Raw genomic sequence first — 26,243 nt, forward strand, 5'->3', positions numbered from 1 at the left:
CATGCGAGTGATGGCACAAGTGGCGATGGTGATGAACCTCGACAAGTGCATCGGCTGCCACACCTGCTCGGTCACCTGCAAGCAGACGTGGACCAACCGCACCGGTGTGGAGTACGCCTGGTTCAACAACGTCGAGACCAAGCCGGGCGTCGGCTACCCGCGCCGCTACGAGGACCAGCAGAAGTGGAAGGGCGGCTGGACCCTGGACCGCAAGGGCCGCCTGGTGCTGCGCTCCGGCGGCCGGGTCAAGCGACTGCTGTCCCTCTTCTCCAACCCGGACCTGCCGTCCCTCGAGGACTACTACGAGCCGGTCACCTACGACTACGACAACCTGGTCAGCGCGCCCGCCGGTCCGGACATGCCGGTCGCCCGCCCTCGTTCGGTCCTCACCGGCAAGCCCACCGCCATCACGTGGGGCGCGAACTGGGAAGACGGCCTGGGCGGCGCGCCCGAGCACGCCGGCGGCGACCCGAACCTGAGCGGCGAGTGGGCCCAGAGGGTCAAGTTCGAGTTCGAGCAGACCTTCCTCTTCCACCTGCCCCGCCTGTGCGAGCACTGCCTCAACCCGGCCTGTGTGTCGGCCTGTCCGTCCGGCGCGATGTACAAACGGGTGGAGGACGGCATCGTCCTGGTCGACCAGGACCGCTGCCGCGGCTGGCGCATGTGCGTGACGGCGTGCCCGTACAAGAAGGTGTACGTCAACCACGCCACCGGCAAGGCGGAGAAGTGCACCTTCTGCTTCCCGCGCATCGAGGCCGGGCAGCCGACCGTCTGCTCGGAGACCTGCGTGGGCCGGCTGCGCTACCTCGGCCTGCTGCTCTACGACGCCGACAAGGTGGGCGAGGCCGCGGCCACCGCCGACGAGCAGGACCTGCTGGACGCCCAGCGCACCGTCTTCCTCGACCCGTTCGACTCCGAGGTCATCGCGGCGGCCCGTACGGCCGGCATCCCCGAGGACTGGCTGGAAGCCGCCCGCCGCTCCCCGGTGTACGACCTGGTCATGCGCTACAAGGTCGCCCTCCCGCTGCACCCGGAGTACCGCACGCTGCCCATGGTCTGGTACGTGCCGCCCCTCTCCCCTGTCCTCGACGCCGTCACCTCCGCGGGCGGCGACCAGGACGACCCGGACCACGTGTTCGCCGCCGTCACGCGGCTGCGCATCCCGCTGGAGTACCTGGCCGAGCTGTTCACCGCGGGAGACACCGACGTGGTCGCCGGGGTGCTGATGAAACTGACCGCCCTGCGTTCCCACATGCGCGAGAGGATCCTGGGCGAGGCAGGCGACGAGGCCGCGATCAAGGCCGTCGGCCTGACCGCCCGGGACGCGGAGGACCTGCACCGGCTGCTGGCGGTGGCCAAGTACAAGGACCGCTACGTCGTTCCGGCCGCCCACAAGGAGGACGCCGCCGCGCTGAGCGCGATGGAGAACCGCTGCCCGGTGGAGACCTCCGGTGAGCCGGCCGAGCGCAAGGTCATGCTCGGCATCCCCACCCTGCGCCGCCGCAACCCCGAAGCCCCAGCCGGAGGCCACCTGTGAGCCCGCTGCCCTCCCCCAGTGCTGGACGTCTGGGGGGACCCCCATCGGTTCCCGCCATCGTCCGCACCCGCCTGCGGGCGGCCGTACGCCGCCCGGCGCGGCCCACGCCCGAGGAGGCCGCGGCGCGGGGCCTGCTGCTGCGGCTGTACTCGCTGCTGCTGCAGTACCCGGACAGCGAACTCGCCGCCGCCCGGCCGGAGTTCAGCGCCACCGTCGAGGCGCTGCCGCCCTCGCCCGCCGCCGAACACCTGGGAGCCTTCACCGCATGGTTCGCCGGCCAGGAGCCTCAGGCGCTGGAGCGGCACTACGTCGAGATGTTCGACCTGCGCCGCAAGAGCAGCCTCTATCTCACCTACTACCTGCACGGAGACACCCGCCGCCGAGGCATGGCCCTGCTCACCCTGGCGCAGCGGTACCGGGCCGCCGGCTGGGAGGTCGACGGCGGCGAACTGCCCGACCACCTGCCGGTCGTCCTGGAGTTCGCCGCTCTCGCCGGGCCCGGCACGGGCGAGGCGCCGCTGCGCCAGCACCGGCGCGGCCTGGAGCTGATCCACCATGCGCTGACCGCCGCCGAGTCCCCCTATCGGCACGTCCTGGCCGCGCTGCTCACCCTGCTGCCACCGCCCACCGAGGCGGACCTTGCGGCCGTGGCCGAACTGGCCGCCCAGGGTCCGCCCAACGAAGACGTCGGCCTCGACCCGTACGGCGCGGGCGAGTTCGCGCCCTCGGGCACCTTCGTCCCGCCCGAACAGGCACCGCCCACCCTCATGCCGCCCCTCTCGACCCCGGAAGGCCTTTGATGAGCGCCGCAGACTCCCCCCTCACCGCAGCGAGCGGCGCCGACCTGCTCCTGTGGGTCGCGTTCCCCTACATCTGCCTGGCCGTGTTCGCCGTCGGCCACGTGTGGCGCTACCGGCAGGACCAGTTCGGCTGGACCTCCCACACCAGCCAACTGCTGGAGAACCGCTGGCTGCGGTGGGGCAGCCCGCTGTTCCACCTCGGCGCCTTCATGGTGATCGCCGGGCACGTCGTGGGGCTCGCCGTGCCCGCCTCGTGGACCGAGACGGCCGGCATCAGCGAGCACGCGTACCACACCACGGCCGTATGGGCGGGTTCCGTGGCGGGCGGCGCCATGGTCACCGGGCTCGGCATGCTGTGCGCCCGGCGGCTGCTGACCCGGCGGATCCGGCTCGGCACCGACCGCAGTGACAAGCTGCTCTTCCCGCTGCTGGCCGCGACCGTCCTGCTGGGCATCTCCGCCACGGCCGCGCACAACGTCTTCGGCCCCGGCTACGACTACCGGGAGACCATCTCGGTCTGGTTCCGTGGCATCTTCACCCTCCGGCCGAGGCCCGAGTCGATCGCCGGTGCGCCGCTGTTGTTCCAGCTCCATGCTCTGAGCGCCTGCCTGCTCTTCGCGGTCTGGCCGTTCACCCGGCTCGTCCATGTATGGAGCGTCCCGGTCGGATACCTGGCCCGGCCGTACCTGGTCTACCGGAGGCGGGCCGTGCCACCAGCTCACTCGGGCGTGCGACTCGACAGCCGGACGGCCCGCTCCGGGCGGCGCGCCGCATGATCCACCCACCGGCCCGCACGCCGGATGCCACGGTCACGCGGCTCCGGCCGGGCTCGGGCGCGAGCCGCGGCACCGGCGTGGTGATGCTCGTTGCCGGCGTCCTCGGCTGGCTGGCCTCCTTCCAGCTCGCCGTGGACGACTGGCGGCTGCTCAAGAACCCCTCCTACCGACCGCCGTGCAACATCAGCCCGGTGGTGAGCTGCGGAAGCGTCATGTCCAGCTCTGAGGGGAGCGTGTTCGGCTTCCCCAACATGCTGCTCGGTCTGGGCGCGTTCGCCGCCGTGGCCGTTCTGGGTGCCGCCCTGCTCACCGGGACACGCCTGCACCGGCGGCTGTGGCTCGCGCTGGCCGCGGGGGCGCTGGCGGGGGTCGTGTTCGTGCACTGGCTGATCGTCCAGTCGCTGTACGAGCTGAACAGGATCTGTCCCTACTGCGCCGTCGTCTGGGTCGTCACCATCGCCCTCTTCTGGTGCGTGACCCTGCACTGCGTCAACCACGGGATCGTCCCGGTCCCCCACGGCGTCCTCGAACTGCCGCGGGACACGCACTGGTTGCTGCTCGGCGCCTGGTACGGCGTGATCGCCCTGCTCGTGCTCACCCGGTTCTGGCCGTACTGGAGCAGCCTGATGTAGCCGAATGCCGCGCAAGCGGCGCCGCCCTGCGGATTTCCCGCCCTTGCGCACGGTCTGGGGGTTCATGGCTCGCTGGGCAGCCGCCGGGATCATGGGCCGACTCCGTCTACGCCGGGAAGCTCGTCGGCTGGGCAAATCAGCACCTCAACCTCACGATCAAGCCCATCAGCCGTCCCATGGACGCCTCCGGCTTGGTCGTGCTGCCCCGCCGTATGCCGCGACCGCAGCGTCCTACGGATGGATCAACCGAGCCCTGCCGGCCGACCAGCTCGACGACTACGTCGACCGTATCGCCAACAACATCGCCGCGCTGCCCGACGGTGTCATCGAAGCAGCCAAGCACTCGCTGCCCGCCGATGACTTCACGGAAGGACTCCTCCGTGAGAACGACGCCTGGGCTTCCACGCTCAGTCTGCCGGCCGCTCAGCACCTGATCAGCGGGGGCCTGCAGAACGGGGCACAAACACCGGCCGGCGAAAGTGACCTTGAGGGACTGATGCGCAGCGTCGCGCGCTGATTGCCGGACGGTCACACGACACATCGCTGAACGGCCCCGCAGCCGTCGTGTTCGTCCACCAAGCCATTGAGCTATCGGTTCGGGGTTCGGTAACACGCACTACTGGATCGTCGTCCATGCGGGCCGGTGGTACGTCACGGGCTCGGACGTTCGGATCGGTGAGGACCGAACCTTCCGGCTCGATCGCATCGCAGACGCGCGGAGCCTGCCCGGCTCGTTCGAAGCGCCGGCGGGTCCCGGTCCGGCACAGCGGGTGTTGTCAGGATTCGCCACGGCCGAGTACCGGCATGAGGTGCCCTGCGGATTCACGGGACAGTTGAGCAGATCCGGGCGCACCTCCCCGCCAGGGTCACGAGCCTGGAGGAGCACGAGCCCGCGGCAGGCCAGGACCCGACGGGCGAGCACTGGCTGCGCTTCGAGCTACGGGCGGCAGCAGCTCGACTGGTTGCCTCGGATACTCGTCTCACTCGACCGGCCGTTCGTCATCGAGCGCCCCGATGAACTACGCGTGTGCGGCGGTTGCCAGCCGTGCCACCGGTGGTAGCGGCGCGTGCGTGGGTGAGGTCTGGAATGCCTGGATCACCAGCGCGGCGAAGCGCCGGGAAGCCGCGACCCTGACGGTCGTCGATGTGGCGTGGATGCCCCTGTTGGCCATGAGCATGAGGATCAGGTCGTCCAGGACGAAGTCGGGGCGCAGGTGGCCGGTGTCCTTGGCGCGATGGGCCAGCTTGGCGATCGCGTTCAGCGTGTACTCGCGTTCGGCGGCGAAGTCCATCGCGTCGGGGAAGGTCGACATGAAGGCTTCGGTGAAACCCCTGTTGTGTGCGTGCAGTTCGCAGGTTCTCTCGATCACCTGCCGGAAGCCGCGCCACGGATCCGGGTCGGCAAGTCCCTCGTCGACGATGGTGTGGCACGCCCGCATCTGTTCGGTGAAAGCTTCGGTGACCAGCGCCTGTTTGGTCGGGAAACGGCGGTAGAGGGTGGCTGGGCCCACTCGGGCGTGCCGGGCGATCTCGCGCATCGGCACGTTCAGACCCTCGCTGGCGAACAACGCGCGTGCCGCGTCGAGGATGCGTTCACGGTTGTCCAAGGCGTCGGAGCGCAGTGTGTGAGGCAAAAGGTCGGTCACCACTCTCACTTTACCCAAACGGACGGTGGCGTCCGTTAGCGTCCGAAGGCGCGGAAGCTTTGCGCTTCCTCACGTGCGGTCCCTGGGACGTCGCCCTCAGCGAGTCCACGACGGGCCGCCCCCGACGTCCGCCGCATCCAGGGGTGGCGGACGGTTCGGTCCCGATCGATCCCAGAACCAGGAGACGACATTGAAGGCAGTTGCGATCCAGACGTTCGGAGGCCCCGAAGGTCTGGCGGTCATCGACCTACCGGCCCCGATTCCCGCCGATGGGCAGGTGCTGATCGCCGCCGAGGCGATCGGCGTCGGCGGTGTCGACGTCATGCTTCGCAGCGGTGCTCTCGCTGCCTACGGCTTCAAGGAGGGCCATGTCCCGGGTAACGAGGTGGCGGGCACGGTGACAGCAGTCGGGAACGGCGTCGACACGTCATGGATCGGTCGGCGCGTGTGGGCGTACACCGGCGTGGGCGGCGGCTACGCGGAACAGGCGATCGCCCCGGTCGAGGAGATCGTTCCGCTGCCCGCGGAACTGTCCGCTGTAGAGGCGGTGACGCTCGGGACCTCCGGAATGGTGGCCCACTTCGGCCTTTCCCATGCCCACTTCGCGGCCGGCGAGTCGGTTCTGGTGCGGGGTGCGGCCGGCAGCATCGGGATCATGACGGTCCAGCTCGCGGCTCGTGGTGGTGCCGGTGCGGTAGCGGTCACAACGTCGTCGACCGAGCGCGGTGATCGCCTGCGCAAGCTCGGCGCGACCCATGTGCTGGGCCGCTCCGGGGAGGGTGGCGAGGACGCTCCCGCGGGCTATGACGTCATCATCGACATCGTCGCCGGTCCGGACATGCCGTCGTTCCTCGACAAGCTCAACCCGAACGGTCGCATGGTGGCCGTCGGCGTGGTCGGAGGACCGCCGCCGGCCGACTTCGGCATGAACATGATGGTGGCGTTCCAGAAGTCGATGTCGTTTGCCACCTTCAGCGCCGACACCGTGAGCGAACCCGATCGACGTGCCGTGAAGACCGAGCAGTTTGCTGCCGCGAGTCGTGGCGAACTGCAGACAGTGGTGCACGACGTGCTGCCGTTGGAGCAAGCCGTCCTGGCGCACCAGAAGATGGACACCGGCGAGGTGTTCGGCAGGATCGTGCTGACACCGTAGACATCGCCGAAATCGTCCGGCATCTCCAGCAGGAGGGCCAGGTCGTCGCCTCCGAAGACCCGGCCCACGTCTCCCTCGCCGTACCTGACCGAGCGCATCCGCCGCCGTGGCGAGTACTCCATCCGCGAACTCGGCCTCCGGCCCGAGGCGTACGGACCGCATCTCGACGCCGACTTCGGCCGCTGTGCGGCGATCACTCGAGTGCTGACGACTGCGGCCAGGCGACCCCACCGCGGAGAGGAGGCAGCCGTCGGCGGTGGACGGCCTCTTTGGATTCGACGCGTCCGACCGGTTCCGCGTGGGTCGGGTATGACCGGCCGACGTCTGCGTAGGTGGTCGGTGGCCCATTCTTCCGCTGTCCGAGGCCGCAAGACATTTCTCAGATCTCAGATGACAGCAGCGGCGTCACAGACCGGCCGGCACGAGCCTCGTTCGCCATCGTCGGTCCGCTGCTGCTTACCGGCCCCCGGGGGACACTGCTGAGGGCCGCCGCCTCGTATTTCCAGATATTTACCTTGTGCCTGATGCTAGGCGGCAACCGACACAGTAGCTTGGTTCCGGTCAATTCAAGGTGTTTGTGCCACGGCGGGACGTCTTCCTTCCCATGACACGACCGCCTCCTCCGATGAGGCGAAGCATGTCCAGGGTGGGCCACAAGCAGTGAGGCGGAGTAAGCGTCCGACACTCCGCGTCGATGCCGTACCCAGTAAGCCATGATGTGCGACGGGAATGCTGGTGGAGCTACGCGACGTCGAGACGTTCCTGGTCCTCGCCGAGGAACTGCACTTCGGCCGGGCGGCGGCTCGGCTGCGCGTGACCCAGGGAAGAGTCAGCCAGACGATCAAAGCGCTTGAGCGTGAGGTGGGAGCCGCCCTGTTCGAACGTACCAGCCGGGCGGTACGCATTACCCCACTGGGCGAACGCTTCCTGGCCGGTGTCCGGCCCGCGCATGAGCGGCTCCTTCAGACTCTGGCCGCCTGCCGGGTCGAGGCCAGGGGAATCGGCAGTCAACTGCGGGTCGGCTACCTTCCCAGCATCGGCATCACGTTCGTCACCCGCCTTGTGTCCGCGTTCGAAGCGCGTTACCCCCAGTGTGTCGTGATCAACTTGGTGGCCCGGGGTATCGGGCCGGCCGCACTTCCCAGCGGGCCCGAGGTGTTACTGACCTGGTCGCCGGACGGTGATGGGCACCTGCTCCGCAAGGCGGGGGTGAGCGTGGGGCCGGTGCTGCGTGCGGAGCAACGGGCGGTTGTAGTCCCCGCGGGCCACCCGCTCACCCGGCACGAATCAGTAAGCCTGGACGACATCGCGGACTACGAACTGCTGAAGTTCGGCGGATCCGGGCTGTCTGACGTGACGGAGGCTTGGGTACCCGTGGTCGCCCCGTCGGGCCGGCCGATGAGGCACACGGTCGATAACGTCTTCCAGCTGACGGCCAAGACCGAGGTGTCTTTAGAAGACTCTCTCGCCCTGGTCGCACGCGGCCGTTGCGTGCACTTGTCCATCGCCAGCGCCCTGGAGAGGGTCCCGTTCCCCGGCCTGGTTGTGGTGCCGGTCCGTGATATAGCTCCCATGGTCGCGGTGCCGATCTGGCAGACCGCGGCGGAGAACGCCACCATCCGCGCCTTCGTAGCGGTGGCCGTCTCCAACCGCGAGTTATCACCATTAGCGCCCCTAATCGATACATGAACGATTAGTTGTTGTTCGGCCGTATCGAATTGAACAGACTTGTCCCCACCACGGTGGTGACCCCACCAAATAGCCGTCCGACGAGCGATACATGACGTGCAGCCAGGCGGCGGGAAACGACGACCAGCGGGATGGGCCTCAGCGGCCGCCAAGCCGCCATCTGACCGGCTCGCACTGGTTGCGGCAGACGGCGGACACTCGGCGTCATCCACCGGCCCGACCGACTTCATCCGGACCCGAGACGCGATGCGATCGTCGGTCCGCCACTCACGTGATCAGGGCATCCACCTCCCCCGGGGGGCTGACCGTCTTTGTGCCGGCCGCCCCATTGCGGTGGCGCGCGGCCTGCGTCAGCGCCTCGGTGCGGGACAACAACCGCACTCTCCTCAACAAGCGGAATTGATCCTTCTCAACTTGGTCGCGACTTCCGGACAGATACCCGGCAGCCCTCACGAGCAGGGGCCGTATTCCTCGCAGCCAGGGGCCGCTCGAGCAGGGGACACCTAATGAGCCAGAATTCGACCGGCCCGCGCGATGAGGCGGTGGGTCATCCGTCACAGGACCAGCACAAGCTGATTCCGCAATCGCGAGAGGGGACGGATACACCAGGGGAACCGGTGGTGATCAGCTCCGACCCCGTGCCGTGGAGACTCGTCCTCGCGGACGAGCGGACTGTTCTGTTTCCGGGAAGCCTCTGCTACAAGAGCGCCGACCCTTACGCCGTGCATATCACTTTCCGCGTGGACGACGACACCGTGGACTGGGTCTTCGCCCGCACTCTGCTCATCGGCGGGCTGCTCGAACCGGTCGGTGCCGGCGACGTGGAGATCGGCCCCTGCAGCCACGGCGGCGTGGACACCGTGCAGATCGCTCTGAAAGCTGACCATGTGTACGTCGCGCTGGAGGCCCCGGCCCGGGTGATCGCCGTTTTCCTCAAGCGGACATGCCAGGCCGTGCCCCTTGGTACGGAGCACCGTCACCTCGACCTCGACCGCCTCGTCTCTCGCCTCGTCCAGGACGTCGGATGACCAGCCGGGCCGCATACGGCCCGGGGTCCCGGGGTGCCCGATACAGTCCGGTCGATGAACGCGAGCTCGATGCCGGGCCGCTACCGGACGAACCGGGAGAGCGCCAGGCCCGCCCGACCGGCCCATTTCCTCGCCTCATTGCCGGTCACCGAGAGGTTCGTCATGGATCGGCGTTTCAAGGCGGCATGCGGTCCCGTCCTGATTCACGCCACGCTCTCCTGTCCTGTGCGGCTCACGTCGTCGGTCGCGGTGGCTTGGTCCGGTGGCGCGATGAGATGCCTGGCGGTGTCCAGGGTTTCCCGGATGTGCTGGGCGAGGGGGTGCCGGTCGGGGTCGTTGACCCAGCGTTCGTAGGCGACCTTGAACGCGGCGATCCCGATTTCCGCGGCGAGTGCGGCGGTGGTGTTCTCCAGACCGCGTTGGCGCAGCGTGTGGGCGAGCGTGGAGGCGAGTGCGGCGAGTTTGGCCAGTTCGCGTTCCTGGAGTTCGGGGTTGGCGGCGATGACGGCCTGGCGTTGCGGTGCCAGGTCTTCGCGTTCTTCGAAGACGGGAGCGGCTTCCACCAGGGCGCGAGTGATCACCTCCAGCGGCGCGAGCGGGAGGGGGGCGGCGGCCGTGGCGCCCGCCAGGATGTCGGGGAGGGGATTGTCGGCCGGGAAGAGGACTTCCCGTTTGTCGGCGAAGTGCCGGTAGAAGGTTCGTTCGGTGACCCCGGCGCGGGTGGCGATCTCCGCGACGGTGGTGGCGTCGAAGCCCTGGTGGTTGTAGAGCTCCAGCGCCGCCTTCTCCAGGCGGCCTCGTGCGTCGGGTTCCCATCGGCTCATGCTCCGATCCTACCCCCGATGACAGAATCTGACATCACGCGATGACAGGATCTGACATCAGTGCTACCCTGATGTCACGAACTGACATCAGGGTCTCCCCTCGTCGGGAGCCCGCAACAGGAAGGGCACACCATGCGCGTATTCGTCACCGGAGCCTCCGGACACGTCGGCTCCGCCGTCGTTCCCGAACTCCTTCAAGCGGGCCACCAGGTTGTCGGCCTGGCCCGCTCGGACAGGTCCGCTGCCGCGCTGACAGCCGTCGGAGCCGACGTGCACCGAGGCGACCTCGACGATCCCGACAGCCTCACCGCGGCCGCCGCGGCCGACGGCGTCATCCACCTGGCCTTCAAGCACGACGCGATGTTCGCCGGCGACCCGGACAGCGCGGTCGCAGCGGACCTGCGCGCCATCGAGACGCTCGGAAACGCGCTCACCGGCACCGGCAAGCCGCTGGTGGCCACGTCGGGAACCATGCTGCTCGCCTTCGCGGGGCTGGACCACGCCGCCACCGAAGCCGACGCCCTCGACGCAGGGCCGCGGATCGACGCCGAGAACGCGGTGGTCGCACTCGCCCAGCGCGGCATCCGCTCGTCCGTCGTCCGGCTTGCCCCGACCGTGCACAGCACGCTGGACCACAACGGCTTCATCCCGACCCTGATCTCCATCGCCCGCTCCAAGGGCGTCGCCGCCTACGTCGGCGACGGGGCCAGCCGCTGGCCCGCCGTGCACACCCTCGACGCGGCACGCCTGTTCCGGCTGGCGCTGGAGTCCGCGCCGGCGGGCTCCCGGCTGCACGCCGTCGACGACCAGGGGATCGCCTTCCGTGAGATCGCCGAGGCCCTCGGCCAAGGACTGAACCTGCCCGTGGTCAGCATCCCGCCGACCGAGGCCGACGCCCACTTCGGCTTCCTCAGCGGCCTCGTCACGGCCGACAACCCGTCCTCGAGCACGCTGACCCAGGACCTCCTGGGCTGGAAGCCCGTCCAGCCCGGCCTCCTCGACGACCTCCGTCAGGGCCACTACTTCGAGGCCCCGGCGACCACCGCAGGCTGAGCCCACTCCCTCTCCACCCCGCCTCATCCCCGCACCCCGTTCAGGCCCTCCCCGGCTGCTCACCCAGCCGTCCGGGCCTGGCCCGAAGACCTGAGGTGCGGCGAAGACCTCGCCGGACCGACGACCTGACAACGTCCCGTGCCCTGACCCAGACCCCACCCCAGGAAGAGAAGAACCATGCCCCGCTCCCGCCCCGCGATCGACAGCGAACTCGCCGCAGCCCTTGAGGCCATGCCGATCGACCCGAATGGCGTGTTCGACCTGACCGACATCCCCGCTACCCGCCAGGCTGTCCGCGCGCTCGCCGAAACGATCGCCGCCACCATCCCCGACGAGCCCACCGTCACCGCCCACGAGATCCAGGTGCCACGCGCCGAAGGCCCGGACGTCCCGGTCCTCCTGCTACGTCCGCAGAACGCGCCCGGACCGCTGCCGGTCATCGTGTGGTTCCACGGCGGTGGACAGGTGCTCGGCTTCGCCGCCCAGGACGCACCCTGGCTCAAGCCGCTGGCCGCGGCACTGGGCTGCGCCGTCGCTGCCGTCGACTACCGACTGGCACCGGAAACCCCCGCTCCCGGTGCCGCCGAGGACGGATACACCGCCTACCAGTGGATCATCCACAACGCCGCCGATCTCGGCCTCGACCCCACCCGCATCGGCCTGGCCGGCCAGAGCGGAGGCGGAGGCATCGCCGCCGCCACCGCCCTCCTGATCCGCGACCGCGGCGCAGCGACCCCCCTGTTCCAGATGCTGCAGTACCCGATGCTCGACGACCGCAACACGACCGACTCCAGCCGGGAGATCACCGACATCGGCATCTGGGACCGCTCGACCAACCTCCTTGCCTGGCAGGCGATCCTCGGCGACCGCGCCAGCACCGTGGACGTCACCCCCTACGCCGCCGCCGCCCGGGCCAGCGACCTCGCCGGCCTGCCCCCGACCTTCATCGGCGTCGGCGAACTCGACGTCTTCCGCGACGAGAACCTCGACTACGCCACGCGCCTGCGCGCCCACGGCGTCGACGTCGAGCTGCACCTCTACCCCGGCGCCTACCACGCGTTCGACCTGTTCGCCCCGCAGTCCCAGCTCGCGGAAAGCTTCCGCCACACCTGTAACAGCTACCTCGCCCGGCACCTCACGAAGGCCCCGGCAACGCCGACTGCTTCGTACACACAGGTCTGACGGCGTGCCGCCGGTCCGGTATCCCACCGGCGCCGCCGAGCCGATTGCCACCCTGCACGGCTCGGAGGCGCATCCGAAACGTGCGACTGCATTTCCGGCGCGCGCTCAACATCACGTCGACCTGGCGAACTACCGCTCCGGACTCGCCGTCGTCCTCGCGGCCTCCGCCCTGGCCACCGTGACCCGCCTGACTGGACTGCGCCGAGGCACCCCCGCGACCGGTCCGAACCAGGCGTCCCCGGCATCCGACACACTGGACGCCTGACGGCGGACCACCGGCTGGCCCAAGCAGCGTTGAGGCAGTTCGACCCAGCAACGGACGCTACCTGCGAAAACCCGGCACCACACCCGCCGAACAATCCGCATCCGCGCTACTCTCCGACGAGGGCTGCATGACCAGTGACGAGAGCACGTACAACAGTCCGGGCGCAGGTACCGGCCCGGCGAGTGTCGTTCGGGCAGGCGTGGTGCAGGCCGCCCCGGTTCCGTTCGATCCGGTGGCCACGTTGCGTGTGGTGGAACGCTGGCTGGCCGAGGCGGCCGAGCGGAACCTGGATCTCGTGGTGTTCCCTGAGGCATTCATCGGCGGGTACCCCAAGGGATCGGCGTTCGGGGGAGTAGTGGGCGACCGAACCCCTGCCGGACGAGACGAGTTCGCCCGGTATTGGAACGGCGCCGTGGAGGTGCCCGGCCCTGTCACGGACCGCCTGGGCGAACTGGCGGCCGGGGCCCGCACCCACCTGGTCATCGGCGTCGTCGAACGGGAATACGGCACGCTCTACTGCACGGTCCTGTTCTTCTCCGACACGGGCGCCTTCCTCGGCAAGCGGCGCAAGCTCATGCCTACCGGCGCCGAGCGGATGATCTGGGGGTTCGGCGACGGCTCAACCCTTGAGGTGCATCCTACGAAGCTCGGCCGACTCGGGGCCGTGATCTGCTGGGAAAACCTCATGCCCGCAACGCGGATGGCCATGTATGCGCAAGGCATTGAACTGTACTGTGCGCCGACAGCGGACAGCAGGGGAAACCACCACGCGACCATGCGCCACATCGCCATGGAAGGCAGATGCTTCGTGCTGGCGGCGAACCAATGCCTGCGCACGAAGGACTTCCCCCCGAACCACCCCACGCCGTACGGCGACGACCCGGAGCAACTCATCTCCCGGGGCGGCAGCAGCATCATCGGCCCGCTGGGCGAGGTGCTCGCCGGGCCCGTCCTGGATCAGGAGGTCCTGCTGACCTCGGACCTCGACATGGCACTGATCCCACGGGCCCGCTACGACTTCGACCCCGTCGGCCACTATGCGCGGCCCGACATCTTCCGCCTCCACGTTGACACCACAGCCCGCCGCGCCGTACAGACCAACGACAGTGTGAGCGCATCCCCCTCGGCCGACCTGCCCAACACATTCACCTCGTCGCCTGCTACGCCTGACGACAGGTGACCGATATGTCCATCCTCGATCAGAGGTATCCCGGCTCCCTTGGACACCGCCCATGAATGCACAGCCCGTCCCCATCCCCTCCTTGAACGACATCGCGGATGCGGCCAGACGGATCCGCGGCGTAGTGCGCCGCACACCCGTGATACAGGTGGCGGCCGGGGAGTTGGAGGCGCCCGTCCCCGTCATTTTGAAGCTGGAATTCCTCCAGCACACCGGCTCCTTCAAAGTCCGCGGCGCATCCAACGCGCTCGCCCTCCTGCGCGCCGCGGAATCCGGCGCCCCGACGCCCGGCGTCTGCTGCGCGTCGGGAGGCAACCACGGGGCGGCCGTGGCCTGGGCGGCGCGCGAAGCGGGCCTGCCCGCCACCGTGTTCGTCCCCGACTTCTCGCCCAAGGCAAAGACCGACGTCATCGAATCTTTCGGCGCACGCCTGCGCCGCGTCGAAGGCTTCTACGCCGACGCACTGGCAGCCAGCCAGGACCATGCCCGCAACGAGGGCGCCTTCCACATCGACGCCTACGACGACCCGCAGACGGTGGCAGGGCAGGGCACGCTCGGCCTGGAGCTCGCCGAGCAGGTACCGGAGGGGCAGCCCGTCCTGGTCGGGTGCGGTGGAGGGGGCCTGTACGCAGGGGTCGCCCTGGCGCTGGACGGACGCAACCGCGTGACTGCAGCCGAACCGTCCTCAGCGCCCTCGCTCACAGCGGCGCTGGAGGCAGGGAAACCAGTGGACGTGGAAGTCGGCGGGATCGCCTTGGACAGCTTGGGTGCCCGCCGGGCGGGCCGCATAGCCACCGCTGTCGGCCTCTCGCTCGGCATGAAGACCCTCACCGTCGCAGACGAGGATATCGCCGCCGCCCGCGCACTCCTCTGGCAGCGGCTACGCATCGTGGCCGAACCCGGCGGAGCCACGGCTCTCGCCGCGCTGCTCGCCCACCCCGAACACTTCCCGGACGGGGCCACCGTCGTCGTCTCAGGAGCCAACACAGTACTCTCGTGAACTATTGACTCCTGAGGAGTAGTTGCCGTACCGAGAGATTGGGTTGGCCTGGGGAGTCGCCGGTATTGCTGCTGGATTGCCCTGCCCGCCGGCCGGAGCAATCTCCGCCTCGGGACGGCTGGTCCGTGCTCCGGGCCGGATGGCCCCTCGCATACTCCCGGTCACCGACACAGGCTGAAAGTGCCAGTTCCCCACGCCCCGTCCGGGAGGCAGGCCATGAACACGCCCACCATGCTGCGCGCACTGCCCACCGAGCACCGGCAGCGCCTCATGCGTCTGGCCCGGGAGGTGTTCTTCCCGCAGGGAACGCGCATCGTCGACGAAGGCGCCCGCGCGGACCGGTTCTGGATCATCCGCACCGGCTCGATCGAACTCGACACACACGTCCCCGGCCGGCGCACCGCCGTCATCGAGACCCTCGGTCACAACGAACTCGTCGGCTGGTCCTGGCTGTTCCCACCGAACGTATGGCACCTGGGCGCCACGGCGACGACGCCGGTGCGGGCCTACGAGTTCGACGCCACGGCCGTCCGCTTCCTGTGCCAGGACGACCCGGCGCCTCGGTAGGGCCGTCACCCAGTGGGTCGGCGAGGTACTCGCCCACCGCCTGCGCTCCGCCAGGACCCGGCTGCTGGACCTCTACGCCCCCTATGACGCCGGCAGCGTCGTGTGAGCGGGCCGAAGCGACGAAGGAGTCAGCATGTACGGCACCCCGCACATCGTCAGTGACGTCATGTCCCACACGGTCGCCGCCGTCGGCCGGCGGGCCACGTTCAAGGAGACCGTGCGGCTGATGCAGGACTGGAAGGTCAGCGCCCTGCCCGTCCTCGAGGGCGAGAGCCGCGTGGTCGGCGTCGTCTCCGAGGCCGACCTGCTACCGAAGGAGGAGTTCCGCGACAGCGACCCGGACCGGTACACCCAACTGCGCCGCCTCGACGACCTGGCGAAGGCCGGCGGGCTCACCGCGGAGGACCTGATGACCTCCCACGCCGTCACCGTCCGCGCAAACGCGACGCTCGCACAAGCCGCGCGGATCATGGCGCACGCCAAGGTCAAACGGCTCCCCGTCGTCGACGACGTGGGCCTCCTCGAGGGCATCGTCAGCCGCGCCGACCTGCTGAAGGTGTTCCTGCGCAGCGACGAGGAGATCGGGGAGGAGGTCTGTCGGGAGGTCGTGGCGCATCTCTTCCCCGCGCTGGTGTCGACCATCCGGGTGGAGGTGCGGGACGGCGTGGTGAAGCTCAGCGGCCACGCCCGGGACGCGTCCCTCGTGCCGGTGGCCGCGCGCCTGGTGCGGGCCGTCGAGGGTGTGGTGGACGTAGAGTTCGAGCTCACCGTCACCACACCGTACTCGGTTGCCGGCCGCCCATCACCGGCGTAGGCCGAGAACCCAGCAGGTCAATAGGCCTGACCCGCACCCCGGATCCAAGCGGTACAGGCCAGGCGGTGCGGGCGGTCGGCGTTGGAGTTCGTTGCCCGTCCGGGGGCCTCAGTGCCCTGCCTGCTTCTGCCGGTCCTGGACCTGGGTGGCGATGACGGCTGCTTGGATACGGCGCTCCACGCCGAGCTTGGCGAGCAGGCGGGAGATGTGGTTCTTCACCGTCTTCTCGGCCAGGTACAGCCGCCGGCCGATCTGGCGGTTGGTGAGACCCTCGCCGATCAGGGCGAGGATCTCGCGCTCCCGCTCGGTCAGGCCCTGCAGCCCGTCCGGCTCCTCCTGCTGCTGACCGCCGCGCAATCGGGCCATCAGCTTGGTGGTGGCGCTCGGGTCCAGCAGGGACTGGCCGGCGGCGACGGTGCGTACGGCGGACACCAGGTCCGAGCCCTGGATCTGCTTGAGGACGTACCCGGAAGCTCCCGCCATGATCGAGTCCAGCAGGGCCTCCTCGTCGTCGAAGGAGGTCAGCATCAGACAGGCGAGCTCGGGCATCTTCGAGCGCAGCTCCCGGCACACGGTCACGCCGTCACCATCGGGCAGACGGACGTCGAGGACCGCCACCTGCGGACGCAGCGCGGGGACGCGCACCAGCGCCTGCTCGACGGTGCCGGCCTCACCGATCACCTCGATGTCCGGCTCGTCGTTCAGCAGGTCGCGCACCCCGCGTCGTACCACCTCGTGGTCGTCCAGCAGGAAGACCCGGATCGGGCTGTCGGGGCCGGGCTGCTCGCTGTCCGCCATCACTGCTCCCTGGTTCCGCGTTTCTCTTCGATGTCCGCTTGTCGACCGTATCGAGGTCCGTGGGAGATCTTGGTCGGATCCTGGCGGAAGGGCCAGGGCCGGTCGGCCCTGTTTCCTCGGAGATCCGCAATCCGGGGTCAGGCACCCTGGTGGCACCCGGCAGCAAAGGCCCTTCGGCCCCGCTCCCGGGACCTGATGTCGCGGAGCAGGGCTTCCCGGGCCGTCCATTCGGGGCGGTAATGCTCGCGGGCGAGCCGTCTGTCCCTGCGGTCACGTTGCAGGGCACAGTGGGCCTCCTTCACATTTACGAATTCAGGGTCCGCATGCGGTGCTTGAGGCTGCACAGGCCGCTGGTCCCTGCGTGAGAGCTGGGTGGCCCGGCTGGGCGGTCGGACAGTGGATGGCGGGACCTACGCGGCGCAGGGATATCGGCGCTGTTGGGCGGCCGCCCGGTGCGGACGTGGGCAGTTCCACGCGCCCAGTCCCGACACGAGCGGCCCGGCTCACAGCGTCCGCAGGCCGTGCTCCCGGAATTGTTCACGCACCCGTTCCGTCAGCTCCGGAGCCGGGACGGGGGTGTCCCGCAGCGGGAAGTCGATTCCGAGAGCGTCGTACTTGTGGGCGCCGAGCTTGTGGAAAGGCAGGACATCCACCCGGTCGACGTTGCCCAGCCCGGCCAGGAAGGCGCCGAGGCCGTCCACGGCGGACGGGTCGTCGGTCCAGCCGGGGACGAGGACGTAGCGGATGTGGACGGGGACGCCGAGGCGGTCGAGGCGGGTGGCGAAGCTGAGGGTCGGGGCAAGTCGGCCGCCGGTCAGTTCGCGGTAGGTGGTGACGTCGAAGCACTTGATGTCCAGCAGCACCAGGTCGGTGTCGGCGAGGAGTTCGTCGGAGGCACGGGCGCCCAGGAAGCCGGAGGTGTCCAACGCCGTGTGCAGTCCGGCCTCCTTGCAGCGTCGCAGCACGCAGCCGGTGAAGGCCGGCTGGAGCAGCGGCTCACCGCCCGTGACCGTCACCCCTCCCCCGGCCGCGGCCACGAAACCCCGGTACTTCTCGATCTCCGCCATCACCTCGTCCACCGAGGTCTCCCTCCCGTCCCGCAGGTGCCAGGTGTCGGGGTTGGCGCAGTACAGGCAGCGCAACGGGCATCCGCTGACGAACAGCACGAACCGGGTCCCGGGACCGTCCACGCCGGTGGACAGGTCCCAGGAGTGGATCCTGCCGGTCGTCGCCGGCATCGTCGTGGTGTTCACAGCGACCCGTGGAAGGTGCGGCTGATCACGTCGAGCTGCTGTTCGCGCGTCAGCCGGACGAAGTTGACCGCGTATCCGGAGACCCGGATGGTCAGCTCCGGGTACTTCTCCGGGTGCTCCATGGCGTCCTCGAGCGTCGACCGGTTCAGCACGTTGACGTTCATGTGGAAGCCGCCGAAGGTCATGTACCCGTCGAGGATGCCGACCAGGTTGCCCGCGCGCTCGCCGGGGTCGTGGCCCAGACCTTCGGGGGTGATCGTCGTGGTGAGGGAGACGCCGTCCCGTGCCTCCTCGTACGGCAGCTTCGCCACCGACAGGGCCGATGCGACGACACCGTGCCGGTCTCGGCCGTTCATCGGGTTGGCGCCGGGCGCGAAGGGGGCTCCGGCGCGGCGGCCGTCGGGGGTGTTGCCGGTGTGCTTGCCGTAGACCACGTTCGAGGTGATGGTCAGGACGGACTGGGTGTGCTCGGCGTCCCGGTAGGTGGGGTGTTTGCGCACCTTGGCCATGAAGGATTCCACCAGGTCGACGGCGAGGCCGTCGGCGCGGTCGTCGTTGTTGCCGTACGGCGGGAACTCGCCCTCGGTCTCGTAGTCCACCGCGAGTCCGCTCTGGTCCCGGATCACCTTCACCCGGGCGTACTTGACGGCGGACAGGCTGTCGGTGGCCACCGAAAGGCCCGCGATACCGCAGGCCATGAACCGGTGCACGGGGTAGTCGTGCAGGGCCATCTCGAGGCGCTCGTAGGCGTACTTGTCGTGCATGTAGTGGATGACGTTGAGCGCGTCGACGTATGTCTCGGCCAGCCAGTCGAGCGTCCGGTCGTACGCGGCCGACAGCTCCTCGTAGTCCAGGTACTCGCCGGTCAGCGGGGGCATCTCCGGGGCGACCTGCTCGCCGGTCAGCTCGTCCCGGCCGCCGTTGATCGCGTACAGCAGGGCCTTGGCGAGGTTGACGCGGGCGCCGAAGAACTGCATCTGCTTGCCGACGGCCATGGCGGACACACAGCAGGCGATCGCGGTGTCGTCGCCGGTGCGCGGGCGCATCAGCTCGTCGGACTCGTACTGGATGGAGCTGGTGTCGATGGACACCTGCGCGCAGAACCGCTTGAAGCCCTCCGGCAGCCGTGGCGACCACAGCACCGTGAGGTTCGGCTCCGGGGCCGGACCGAGGTTGTACAACGTCTGCAGGAAACGGAAGGAGGTGCGGGTGACCAGTGGGCGGCCGTCGGCGCCGATGCCGCCGATGGACTCCGTCACCCAGGTCGGGTCGCCGGAGAAGAGCGCGTCGTACTCGGGTGTGCGCAGGAACCGGACGATCCGCAGTTTGATGACGAAGTCGTCGATCAGCTCCTGGGCTCGGGCCTCGTCGATGCGGCCCTCGTCCAGGTCGCGCTGGAGGTAGACGTCCAGGAAGGTCGAGGTGCGCCCCAGTGACATCGCGGCGCCGTTCTGCTCCTTCACCGCCGCCAGGAAGCCGAAGTAGAGCCACTGCACCGCCTCGTGCGCGGTGGCGGCGGGGCGGGTGACGTCGCAGCCGTAAGAGGCGGCCATCTCGGCCAGTTCCCCGAGCGCCCGGATCTGCTCGGCCAGTTCCTCCCGGTCGCGGATGACGTCCGGGGAGGAGGGTCGCGCGTCCAGCAGGGCCCGCTCGGCCCGCTTGGCCTCGACCAGCCTGGTGGTGCCGTACAGCGCGACGCGCCGGTAGTCGCCGATGATCCGGCCGCGGCCGTAGGCGTCCGGCAGCCCGGTGATGATCCCAGCCTTGCGGGCGGCCCGCATCGCGGGGGTGTAGGCGTCGAAGACGCCGTCGTTGTGGGTCTTGCGGTAGGCGCCGAAGACCTTCCTCACGAACGGGTCGGGTTCGTAGCCGTACGCCTGCAGCCCGTTCTCGACCATGCGCAGCCCGCCGTTGGGCATGATCGCCCGCTTCAAGGGGCTGTCGGTCTGCAGCCCGACGATCAGCTCACGCTCCCGGTCGATGTACCCGGGGGCGTGCGAGGTGATCGTGGAAGGAGTGGCGGCATCCACGTCGAGGATGCCCCTTCGGCGCTCCTCGGGGAACAAAGCGCTGACCCTGCGCCAGACGGCGAGCGTGCGCTCGGTCGCGCCGGCCAGGAACTCGGAACCGCCCACGTACGGCGTGAAGTTGGCCTGGATGAAGTCGCGTACGTCGATCCGGTCGCGCCAGCGTCGGCCGGCGAATCCACGCCAAGCCTCAGCGGGCGCGTCCACGTCTGGACGGGTTGCCACGGTCATCACTGCCTCCGCATCGTTCACGACACCGCTCACGGACGGTCCCACGGGCGGCTCCGCTGTCGATGCTCGTCTCTCGTCACCACCCGCAGCAGGGCCCGCGAGAACCCGTTGCCGCGCCGTCCGGCCCCAACGCCATGGGGCCGATCGGTCCCCGGCCTTGGCAGCCGTCACCGGCGCTCAGACGGAGAGGTGCAAGCCGTACATCGTGCGGCCGCGGACGAGTTCACGCCCGGTGACCAGTTCCGGCTCAATACGCACGAAGACCTCTTGGGGTGAGGGGACCCAGGAGTCCGGGCCGATCCGGTCCAGACGTTCCTGCTCGGCCGCGTCGGTCACGACCACGGCCCGACCGGTGACGACGACGCTCCAGCCCGAGCACGCGACTGCATCAACCGCGTCCGCCTCGAAGGCGACGACCGCGCCATCGACAGCACGGGCCAGCCCCGAGGCCGCCGAGGCGCGCAGCAGCACCACCCCGTCACTGTCCAGTGCGAAGTTGACCGGCGCGACCGCGGGCAGGGCCTGGCGCGTGTAGACGATTCGGCCGACAGGCGCCGTGGCCGGCAAGCCCAAGCACTCCTGACGGTCGAGTTCGCGGAAACCATCGTTCGAGTACATGACTCAGCCCGTCCTTCACCCGGTGGACACCTGCTGCTGTGCCTGTGCCAGATCGCCGGGTACAGGTCGGGACGGTGCCCCGCAGTGTGCCGCCGGCCCGCCCCCGACAGCCGGACAGTGACCAGCAGGCCTGGATCCTCCGGATCCGGCAGCAGGCGTACGACGGGTACCCAGCCGAAGTGGGCCGCCGCGACGCGGAGATCCGGCGGCACGACGACGTCCTTGAGGCATGGCTCCTGCTGACCGTGTGGGCCCTCGTAGCGGTGGGCGGCACGATCGTCGGCCTGGTGACCGCCCACGCAGCCGACCAGGTCTTCACCCAGCAGCGCGCCGAGCGGATCCCCGTCCGCACCGTACTGCTCAACGAGGTCCCACGTACGCCGGCCGCGGGAAGGGGCAGAGATCCGGCGTCGGCGCACGTTCGCCGGACATCATCGGACGGCTCCGCGCACCAGGGCATGACGCTCGTGTCCACCGGACGGAAGGCCGGCTCCACGGTCAGGATCTGGCTCGACGCTCAGGGAAAGTTGAGTACCCAGCCGCCGACGCCTACCAGGGCTGCCGTTGAGGCGGGGCTCCTGGGGACCGTGGCTGCCCTTGCTCTGAGCGCCGTGGTGGTTCGGCGCCGGAAGCAGCGGGCGGTGCTACCTCGACCGACGGCGCATCGCGCAGTGGGACAGGGAGTGGAACCTGGTCGGCCCACAGTGGGGGCACAAGACCAGCTGACCCACGAGGGCCCAAACCCGGCCCGTTACCCGGGCCTACGACTGAGTTCTCGGCCGCTCAGAATGGCGGGGAGCGGCCGCGTTCCGGCAGCCTGTGGCACCGCGTCGAGCGGCGTCGATTCACGCGCTGTCGAGTAGTCCGCTCTCGTAGGCGGCGATGACCAGCTGAGCCCGGTCACGGGCCTGGAGTTTGGCCAGCAGCCGACTGATATGCGTCTTGACGGTGGGCGCGGCCAGATGCAGTCGGTCGGCGATCTCGGCGTTGGACAGGCCTCGTCCGATCAGCAGCAGCACGTCGCGTTCGCGGTCGGTGAGGCCGTCCAGGCTCCGCAGCGGTCCTCGGGCCGGTTCGGGGCGGCGGGTGAACTCCTCGATCAGCCGGCGGGTGACGGTGGGTGACAGCAGCGCCTCGCCGTCCGCCACCACCGCGATCGCGTTGAGAAGCTCCTCTGGCGGAGTGTCCTTGAGCAGGAACCCGCAAGCTCCGGCGCGCAGTGCACCGAACACGTATTCGTCGAGGTCGAAGGTTGTGAGCATGAGGATCTTGACGGCTGGGTCCCGGGTGGTGATCCGCCGAGTCGCCTCGACGCCGTCAAGCTCGGGCATCCTCACGTCCATCAGCACAACCTGCGGGCAGTGCTCGGCGCACAGCGTGACGGCCTGGGCCCCGTCAGCGGCGGCGGCGACTACTCGCATGCGGGGATCGGCGTCGACCAGGACGCCGAAGGCACCGCGGACCAGGGCCTGGTCGTCAGCGATCAGCACACTGATGGGGGTTCGCGTCGCGGGGCTGTTCATGCGGCCAGTCCTGGGCCGCCGACGGCGGGATCCCCGGCCGGAACGGGGATACGGGCCGCGACCCGGAATCCCCTCAGGGGAAGGGGGCCGGCGGTGCAGGTGCCGCCGTGCAGCGCGGCGCGTTCCCGCATCCCGACGATGCCGTGGCCGCCGGGGGTCGTTTCGCTCGCTGCGGTACCGGCGCCGTCGTCGGTGACCTCGACCGTGAGCTCGTCGGCGCCGTACTGAAGCGCGACGCGGGCGTGGTCGGTGGCCGCGTGTTTGACGGTGTTGGTGAGGGCTTCCTGCACGATGCGGTAGGCCGACAGCTCGATGGCCGCCGGCAGCGGTCGCACCGTCCCGCGTACCGACAACTCCACCGCGATCCCTGCGGCCTGGGTGCCGGCGCACAGCGCCGCCACGTCGCAGAGCCCGGGGGCCGGGGCGCTGGTGGTCTCGGCGGAGGCGTCCCGGAGCACGCCCAGCAACTGCCGCATGTCGTGCAGCCCTTGCCGGCCGGTCGTCTCGATCGCCGCCAGCGCCTGGCCCGCCTGGTCCGGCCGGGTGGCGGCGACATGCCGGGCGACGCCGGCCTGCACCGTGATCACGCTGATGGCGTGCGCGACGATGTCATGCAGTTCCCGGGCGATGCGCAACCGCTCCTCGGCCAGCGCCCGCCCGGAGGACTCCTTCTCGGCGCGGAGTTGCTCCTGCGCCTGGCGACGCACGGCCGCCAGGTAGCGGCGTTGCCGGTAGACGGCCAGTCCGAGCGCCCAGCCTGCCGCCTGCACCGCCAGCGCCGCCGCCGCAGTGGCAGCGGTGCGCCACCAGTCGGGCGGGGCGTCACCGAACCGCAGCGGCGTCAGCGCGAAGCCGATCAACGCGAGCGTTCCGGCGCACGCCATCGCCGGCGCGGACACCTTCGGCGGCCGAGTGGCGGCGACGATGTAACCGACCAGCGCGACGGCCAGGAACGAGTCCCGCTCGACGCCCATCAGCTGGCAGGCCACCGTCGCGACCACCGCGACCACCAGCGCGGTCAACGCAGCCACCCGGCGCGATGCCACCGCCGCTGCCGCGGCGACGGCGGTGATCACCGCCAGCCACGGCGGTGCCGTGATCGCCCGATGCGGCATCGGCAGCAGCGCCGAGCGGACCAGCAACGCCCCCAGCGCGACCGCCAGCAGTACGTCCCCGACACGAGCACGGCGGGAGCGCAGCATCGGCAGCTCCGCGGCCGGCATCACACTCACACTCATCCGGGCCACGCTAGTCCTTCCAGCTCAGCGCCACATCAGCCCAGGGTCCCACCCGCACCGTCATACCCCGGTCTGACAAACCGCCAACAGCTCGACAAGAGGCACCGACCAGGGCTGTAGCCGAAGGCCGATGCCCTGGGCCGACGATCTGGACGGGCACCTCGGGTGAACCTGGACGGGCCATCCGAACCGCTCACCAACGAGGAGCTGACCCGTGAAAATCGAAGTCGCGGACGTCACCAAACGCTACGGCGAGGCCGTTGCGGTATCAGGCCTGACTTTCACGGTCGAGCCGGGACGTGTCACCGGTTTCCTGGGCCCCAACGGCTCGGGCAAGTCCACCACCATGCGCATGATTCTCGGCCTGGACACCCCGGATCGCGGCGACATCGCCATCGGCGGCCACCGCTACCGCGGCCTGGTCCGGCCGATGCACCAGGTCGGTGCGTTGCTGGACGCCACCGCGGTGCACCCCGCGCGCACCGGCACCGCGCATCTGCGCGCCCTGGCATGCGCCAATGGCATCGCGCCCTCGCGGGTCGATGCCCTGCTGGAACAGGTCGGCCTCGGCTCGGTTGCGCGCCGCCGGGTCGGCGGTTACTCCCTGGGGATGAAGCAACGCCTCGGCATCGCCGGCGCGTTGCTCGGCGACCCGTCAGTGCTCATGTTCGACGAGCCGGTCAACGGTCTGGACCCCGAGGGCGTGCGCTGGTTGCGCGACCTTCTGCGTGATCTGGCCGCCGAAGGCCGCACCGTGCTGGTCTCCAGCCACCTCCTGTCGGAGATGAGCCAGACCGCCGACCACCTGATCGTCATCGGCCGAGGCCGGCTCATCGCCGACACCAGCACGCAGGACTTCATCGCCGACGGCTCCGCCGCCCGGGTCATCGTCCGCGCACCGTACGGCGGTGACCTGGCCCGGGTACTGATCGCCGACGGCGCAGCCGTCGAAGCCAGAGGGGACGGGACGCTCGCGGTCACCGACCTGACCGCGGCCCGCATCGGCCACCTGGCCCACGAGGCTGGGCTGGAACTGCACGAACTGCGCCCCGATCAGGCCAGCTTGGAGGAGGCGTTCATGCAGCTCACCGCCGACGCCGTCGAACACCGGGCCCTGGCCGCCGAACTCACTGGGGAGCGATGAACCATGTCCATGCTCACCGCCACCGCCCGCCTGGCCACCGTCGGCCCCGCCGCCTGGTTCAAAGGCCTGATCAGTGCCGAGACCGTCAAGCTGCGCGCCACCCGCTCCACCTACGCCATGCTGACCGGCGCGACAGCCCTGGCCGTAGGCATCGGACCGCTGGTCGCCAAATCCACCGCGAGCCGCTGGCCGCATCTGACCGCGGCCGAACGCGCCGGCTTCGACCCGATGGCCACCACCTTCCGCGGCTTCGAAATCGCCCAGCTGATCATCGCAACCCTCGGCGTCCTCGCGGTCAGCTCGGAATACTCCACCGGACTGATCCGCACCACCTTCGCCGCCGCCCCGCAACGCCGGGCCGTCCTGGCCGCCAAGGCCCTCGTGATCGGCGCGATCGCGCTGCTGATCGGCACCGCCTTGTCGTTCGCGACGTTCTTCCCCACTCAGGCGCTGCTGGACCCCACGGGAACCAGCCTGGCCCTTGGGCATCCCGGTGTCGTCCGGGCCCTGTTGGCGATGGGCGTGTACCTCACCGCGATCGCGCTGACCGGGCTGGGGCTGGGGACGCTGACCCGCAGCACCGCCGGCGGCGTGGCAGGCCTGTTCGGCCTGGTGTTCCTGGTGCCCGGCGCCGTCTCCGCGTTGCCGGCACCGTGGAACGTGCGGATCGGCACATGGCTCCCCGGCGACCTGGCCGGCCAGCTGACCGGACTGCACCTGCAAGCCGGTGCCCTGTCCCGACCGGCATCCCTGATCGTGCTGCTGCTGTATCCGATCGTGTTCCTCGGCCTCGCCGCCATCCGCCTGCACCGTCAGGACGCCTGACATGCGCGCCGAGGACACACACAGCAGTTCCCCGCCGCGGCAACGCCTGTGGGACGTCGCCCCAGCCGCTGTCGCCGCGGTGATCGGAGCGGTGTGGATCGCCGGCCACGCCGCGACGGGCCGCGGACAGACCCACACGATCTTCCAGATCCTGGCACTGACGGAAACGACGATCGCCCTACTGCTGCGCCGCCGCAAACCCCTCGGCGCCCTGACCGGGATCCTCGTCGTCTACCTCCTGGTCGATCTCGCAGCGATCCTGCTGCTGCCCCTCGCGATCGCCCTGGCCACGGTGATGCTCACGCGCAACCGACGGGCCACCGCGATCGCCGCCGCGGTGACCCTCGGCGCAGTCGCCGCCATGCCGCTGCTCCATGGTGACCGGTCAAGCACCGTCGTCCAGCTCACGCCGGCCGCAGTCGTCACAGCGACAGCGATCC

24 protein-coding genes and 3 pseudogenes are annotated in these 26,243 nt (G+C 69.7%); 18 read left to right on the forward strand and 9 right to left on the reverse strand.

Features of this window, described 5'->3' with window-relative positions; all coding sequences use genetic code 11:
* The first annotated feature begins 1 nt into the window (after position 1).
* The 6 genes and pseudogenes from narH to MKW14_RS34480 all read left to right on the forward strand — a co-directional run.
* The gene (gene narH / locus MKW14_RS34455) at positions 2-1,537 is read left to right on the forward strand and encodes a nitrate reductase subunit beta (protein ID WP_240869789.1); all 1,536 of its coding nucleotides are present in this window, start codon (positions 2-4) and stop codon (positions 1,535-1,537) included.
* The gene (gene narJ / locus MKW14_RS34460; RefSeq protein WP_240869791.1) at positions 1,534-2,337 is read left to right on the forward strand and encodes a nitrate reductase molybdenum cofactor assembly chaperone; all 804 of its coding nucleotides are present in this window, start codon (positions 1,534-1,536) and stop codon (positions 2,335-2,337) included. Before narH ends, narJ begins: the two co-directional genes overlap by 4 nt.
* Entirely contained in the window at positions 2,337-3,113 is a 777-nt protein-coding gene (gene narI / locus MKW14_RS34465) for a respiratory nitrate reductase subunit gamma (protein ID WP_240869797.1), read from the forward strand. Before narJ ends, narI begins: the two co-directional genes overlap by 1 nt.
* Positions 3,110-3,745 (forward strand): vitamin K epoxide reductase family protein, encoded by a 636-nt coding sequence (locus MKW14_RS34470; RefSeq protein WP_240869798.1) that lies wholly within the window; start codon positions 3,110-3,112, stop codon positions 3,743-3,745. Before narI ends, MKW14_RS34470 begins: the two co-directional genes overlap by 4 nt.
* Positions 3,746-3,837: 92 nt before the next feature.
* Positions 3,838-3,957 (forward strand): annotated as a pseudogene (locus MKW14_RS34475) (IS5-like element IS4811 family transposase); the annotation flags it as partial.
* Between the two features lie 405 nt (positions 3,958-4,362).
* Positions 4,363-4,806: pseudogene (locus MKW14_RS34480) on the forward strand (WYL domain-containing protein); the annotation flags it as partial.
* On the opposite strand, the gene MKW14_RS34485 reads toward MKW14_RS34480, so the two are convergent.
* Entirely contained in the window at positions 4,765-5,391 is a 627-nt protein-coding gene (locus MKW14_RS34485; RefSeq protein ID WP_240869900.1) for a TetR/AcrR family transcriptional regulator, read from the reverse strand. The pseudogene MKW14_RS34480 and the gene MKW14_RS34485 overlap by 42 nt on opposite strands.
* 190 nt (positions 5,392-5,581) lie before the next feature.
* Between MKW14_RS34485 and MKW14_RS34490 the strand changes: the two genes are divergently transcribed.
* The 3 genes from MKW14_RS34490 (at position 5,582) to MKW14_RS34500 (ending at position 9,261) form a co-directional block, all read left to right on the forward strand.
* Positions 5,582-6,544, forward strand: coding sequence for a zinc-dependent alcohol dehydrogenase family protein (locus MKW14_RS34490; RefSeq protein ID WP_240869800.1), 963 nt, complete (start codon positions 5,582-5,584; stop codon positions 6,542-6,544).
* A 729-nt stretch (positions 6,545-7,273) separates the two neighbouring features.
* Positions 7,274-8,233 (forward strand): LysR family transcriptional regulator, encoded by a 960-nt coding sequence (locus tag MKW14_RS34495; protein ID WP_240869802.1) that lies wholly within the window; start codon positions 7,274-7,276, stop codon positions 8,231-8,233.
* Between the two features lie 506 nt (positions 8,234-8,739).
* Positions 8,740-9,261, forward strand: coding sequence for an SsgA family sporulation/cell division regulator (locus MKW14_RS34500; RefSeq protein WP_240869804.1), 522 nt, complete (start codon positions 8,740-8,742; stop codon positions 9,259-9,261).
* A gap of 203 nt (positions 9,262-9,464) precedes the next feature.
* On the opposite strand, the gene MKW14_RS34505 is transcribed toward MKW14_RS34500, so the two are convergent.
* Entirely contained in the window at positions 9,465-10,085 is a 621-nt protein-coding gene (locus MKW14_RS34505; RefSeq protein ID WP_240869806.1) for a TetR family transcriptional regulator, read from the reverse strand.
* A 132-nt stretch (positions 10,086-10,217) separates the two neighbouring features.
* Here MKW14_RS34505 and MKW14_RS34510 point away from each other — a divergent pair, with 132 nt between their 5' ends.
* The 6 genes and pseudogenes from MKW14_RS34510 (at position 10,218) to MKW14_RS34535 (ending at position 16,146) form a co-directional block, all read left to right on the forward strand.
* Positions 10,218-11,138 carry an SDR family oxidoreductase gene (locus tag MKW14_RS34510; protein ID WP_240869808.1) on the forward strand — a complete coding sequence of 307 codons (921 nt, stop codon included), beginning with the start codon at positions 10,218-10,220 and terminating at the stop codon, positions 11,136-11,138.
* A 177-nt stretch (positions 11,139-11,315) separates the two neighbouring features.
* On the forward strand, positions 11,316-12,320 hold the full coding sequence (locus tag MKW14_RS34515; protein WP_240869809.1) for an alpha/beta hydrolase: 1,005 nt from the start codon (positions 11,316-11,318) through the stop codon (positions 12,318-12,320).
* Positions 12,321-12,712: 392 nt separating this feature from the next.
* Positions 12,713-13,765, forward strand: a complete 1,053-nt coding sequence (locus tag MKW14_RS34520; RefSeq protein ID WP_240869811.1) for a carbon-nitrogen hydrolase family protein — start codon at positions 12,713-12,715, stop codon at positions 13,763-13,765.
* Positions 13,766-13,847: 82 nt separating this feature from the next.
* Positions 13,848-14,765, forward strand: coding sequence for a serine/threonine dehydratase (locus MKW14_RS34525; RefSeq protein WP_240869813.1), 918 nt, complete (start codon positions 13,848-13,850; stop codon positions 14,763-14,765).
* A gap of 216 nt (positions 14,766-14,981) precedes the next feature.
* Positions 14,982-15,438: pseudogene (locus MKW14_RS34530) on the forward strand (cyclic nucleotide-binding domain-containing protein).
* Between the two features lie 27 nt (positions 15,439-15,465).
* Entirely contained in the window at positions 15,466-16,146 is a 681-nt protein-coding gene (locus MKW14_RS34535; protein ID WP_240869815.1) for a CBS domain-containing protein, read from the forward strand.
* Between the two features lie 108 nt (positions 16,147-16,254).
* Here MKW14_RS34535 and MKW14_RS34540 read toward each other — a convergent pair whose 3' ends face one another.
* From MKW14_RS34540 to MKW14_RS34555, 4 genes are all read right to left on the reverse strand, one after another.
* Positions 16,255-16,944, reverse strand: a complete 690-nt coding sequence (locus MKW14_RS34540) for a response regulator (protein WP_240869816.1) — start codon at positions 16,942-16,944, stop codon at positions 16,255-16,257.
* Between the two features lie 503 nt (positions 16,945-17,447).
* Positions 17,448-18,182, reverse strand: coding sequence for a pyruvate formate-lyase-activating protein (gene pflA, locus MKW14_RS34545; protein WP_240869817.1), 735 nt, complete (start codon positions 18,180-18,182; stop codon positions 17,448-17,450).
* A gap of 11 nt (positions 18,183-18,193) precedes the next feature.
* Positions 18,194-20,455: a formate C-acetyltransferase gene (gene pflB, locus MKW14_RS34550; protein ID WP_240869818.1), complete on the reverse strand. Its 2,262-nt coding sequence runs from the start codon at positions 20,453-20,455 to the stop codon at positions 18,194-18,196.
* A gap of 177 nt (positions 20,456-20,632) precedes the next feature.
* Complete coding sequence (locus MKW14_RS34555) at positions 20,633-21,073, reverse strand: pyridoxamine 5'-phosphate oxidase family protein (RefSeq protein ID WP_240869819.1); 441 nt, start codon at positions 21,071-21,073, stop codon at positions 20,633-20,635.
* Between the two features lie 245 nt (positions 21,074-21,318).
* On the opposite strand from MKW14_RS34555, the gene MKW14_RS41820 reads away from it, so the two are divergent.
* Positions 21,319-21,936 carry an Rv1733c family protein gene (locus MKW14_RS41820; protein WP_441349316.1) on the forward strand — a complete coding sequence of 206 codons (618 nt, stop codon included), beginning with the start codon at positions 21,319-21,321 and terminating at the stop codon, positions 21,934-21,936.
* On the opposite strand, the gene MKW14_RS34570 is transcribed toward MKW14_RS41820, so the two are convergent.
* Both MKW14_RS34570 and MKW14_RS34575 read right to left on the reverse strand, forming a co-directional pair.
* Entirely contained in the window at positions 21,919-22,596 is a 678-nt protein-coding gene (locus MKW14_RS34570; RefSeq protein WP_240869822.1) for a response regulator, read from the reverse strand. The genes MKW14_RS41820 and MKW14_RS34570 overlap by 18 nt on opposite strands.
* Positions 22,593-23,834, reverse strand: coding sequence for a sensor histidine kinase (locus MKW14_RS34575; RefSeq protein ID WP_240869823.1), 1,242 nt, complete (start codon positions 23,832-23,834; stop codon positions 22,593-22,595). The genes MKW14_RS34570 and MKW14_RS34575 overlap by 4 nt, the downstream gene beginning before the upstream one ends.
* 214 nt (positions 23,835-24,048) lie before the next feature.
* Between MKW14_RS34575 and MKW14_RS34580 the strand changes: the two genes are divergently transcribed.
* Together MKW14_RS34580 and MKW14_RS34585 are read left to right on the forward strand one after the other, a co-directional pair.
* Positions 24,049-24,978 (forward strand): ABC transporter ATP-binding protein, encoded by a 930-nt coding sequence (locus MKW14_RS34580; protein ID WP_240869825.1) that lies wholly within the window; start codon positions 24,049-24,051, stop codon positions 24,976-24,978.
* Between the two features lie 3 nt (positions 24,979-24,981).
* On the forward strand, positions 24,982-25,803 hold the full coding sequence (locus tag MKW14_RS34585) for an ABC-2 transporter permease (RefSeq protein WP_240869827.1): 822 nt from the start codon (positions 24,982-24,984) through the stop codon (positions 25,801-25,803).
* Positions 25,804-25,981: 178 nt separating this feature from the next.
* Here MKW14_RS34585 and MKW14_RS34590 read toward each other — a convergent pair whose 3' ends face one another.
* The gene (locus MKW14_RS34590) at positions 25,982-26,179 is read right to left on the reverse strand and encodes a hypothetical protein (protein ID WP_240869829.1); all 198 of its coding nucleotides are present in this window, start codon (positions 26,177-26,179) and stop codon (positions 25,982-25,984) included.
* Between the last annotated feature and the right edge of the window lie 64 nt (positions 26,180-26,243).

Source organism: Streptomyces gilvus, assembly GCF_022513565.1.
In the GTDB taxonomy this organism is placed as follows: Bacteria; Actinomycetota; Actinomycetes; order Streptomycetales; family Streptomycetaceae; genus Streptomyces; species Streptomyces gilvus.

What these genes read in the sequence shown, in the direction of transcription:
- MKW14_RS34470 (WP_240869798.1), top strand. Translation starts at nt 3,110, where the DNA reads ATGATCCACCCACCGGCCCGCACGCCGGATGCCACGGTCACGCGGCTC.
- MKW14_RS34520 (WP_240869811.1), top strand. Translation starts at nt 12,713, where the DNA reads ATGACCAGTGACGAGAGCACGTACAACAGTCCGGGCGCAGGTACCGGC.
- MKW14_RS34495 (WP_240869802.1), top strand. Translation starts at nt 7,274, where the DNA reads ATGCTGGTGGAGCTACGCGACGTCGAGACGTTCCTGGTCCTCGCCGAG.
- MKW14_RS34515 (WP_240869809.1), top strand. Translation starts at nt 11,316, where the DNA reads ATGCCCCGCTCCCGCCCCGCGATCGACAGCGAACTCGCCGCAGCCCTT.
- MKW14_RS34575 (WP_240869823.1), bottom strand. Translation starts at nt 23,834, where the DNA reads ATGAGTGTGAGTGTGATGCCGGCCGCGGAGCTGCCGATGCTGCGCTCC.
- MKW14_RS34535 (WP_240869815.1), top strand. Translation starts at nt 15,466, where the DNA reads ATGTACGGCACCCCGCACATCGTCAGTGACGTCATGTCCCACACGGTC.
- MKW14_RS34555 (WP_240869819.1), bottom strand. Translation starts at nt 21,073, where the DNA reads ATGTACTCGAACGATGGTTTCCGCGAACTCGACCGTCAGGAGTGCTTG.
- narI (WP_240869797.1), top strand. Translation starts at nt 2,337, where the DNA reads ATGAGCGCCGCAGACTCCCCCCTCACCGCAGCGAGCGGCGCCGACCTG.
- MKW14_RS34585 (WP_240869827.1), top strand. Translation starts at nt 24,982, where the DNA reads ATGTCCATGCTCACCGCCACCGCCCGCCTGGCCACCGTCGGCCCCGCC.
- MKW14_RS34505 (WP_240869806.1), bottom strand. Translation starts at nt 10,085, where the DNA reads ATGAGCCGATGGGAACCCGACGCACGAGGCCGCCTGGAGAAGGCGGCG.
- MKW14_RS34570 (WP_240869822.1), bottom strand. Translation starts at nt 22,596, where the DNA reads ATGAACAGCCCCGCGACGCGAACCCCCATCAGTGTGCTGATCGCTGAC.
- pflB (WP_240869818.1), bottom strand. Translation starts at nt 20,455, where the DNA reads ATGACCGTGGCAACCCGTCCAGACGTGGACGCGCCCGCTGAGGCTTGG.
- MKW14_RS34510 (WP_240869808.1), top strand. Translation starts at nt 10,218, where the DNA reads ATGCGCGTATTCGTCACCGGAGCCTCCGGACACGTCGGCTCCGCCGTC.
- narH (WP_240869789.1), top strand. Translation starts at nt 2, where the DNA reads ATGCGAGTGATGGCACAAGTGGCGATGGTGATGAACCTCGACAAGTGC.
- MKW14_RS34590 (WP_240869829.1), bottom strand. Translation starts at nt 26,179, where the DNA reads ATGGAGCAGCGGCATGGCGGCGACTGCGCCGAGGGTCACCGCGGCGGC.
- MKW14_RS34500 (WP_240869804.1), top strand. Translation starts at nt 8,740, where the DNA reads ATGAGCCAGAATTCGACCGGCCCGCGCGATGAGGCGGTGGGTCATCCG.
- MKW14_RS34540 (WP_240869816.1), bottom strand. Translation starts at nt 16,944, where the DNA reads ATGGCGGACAGCGAGCAGCCCGGCCCCGACAGCCCGATCCGGGTCTTC.
- pflA (WP_240869817.1), bottom strand. Translation starts at nt 18,182, where the DNA reads ATGCCGGCGACGACCGGCAGGATCCACTCCTGGGACCTGTCCACCGGC.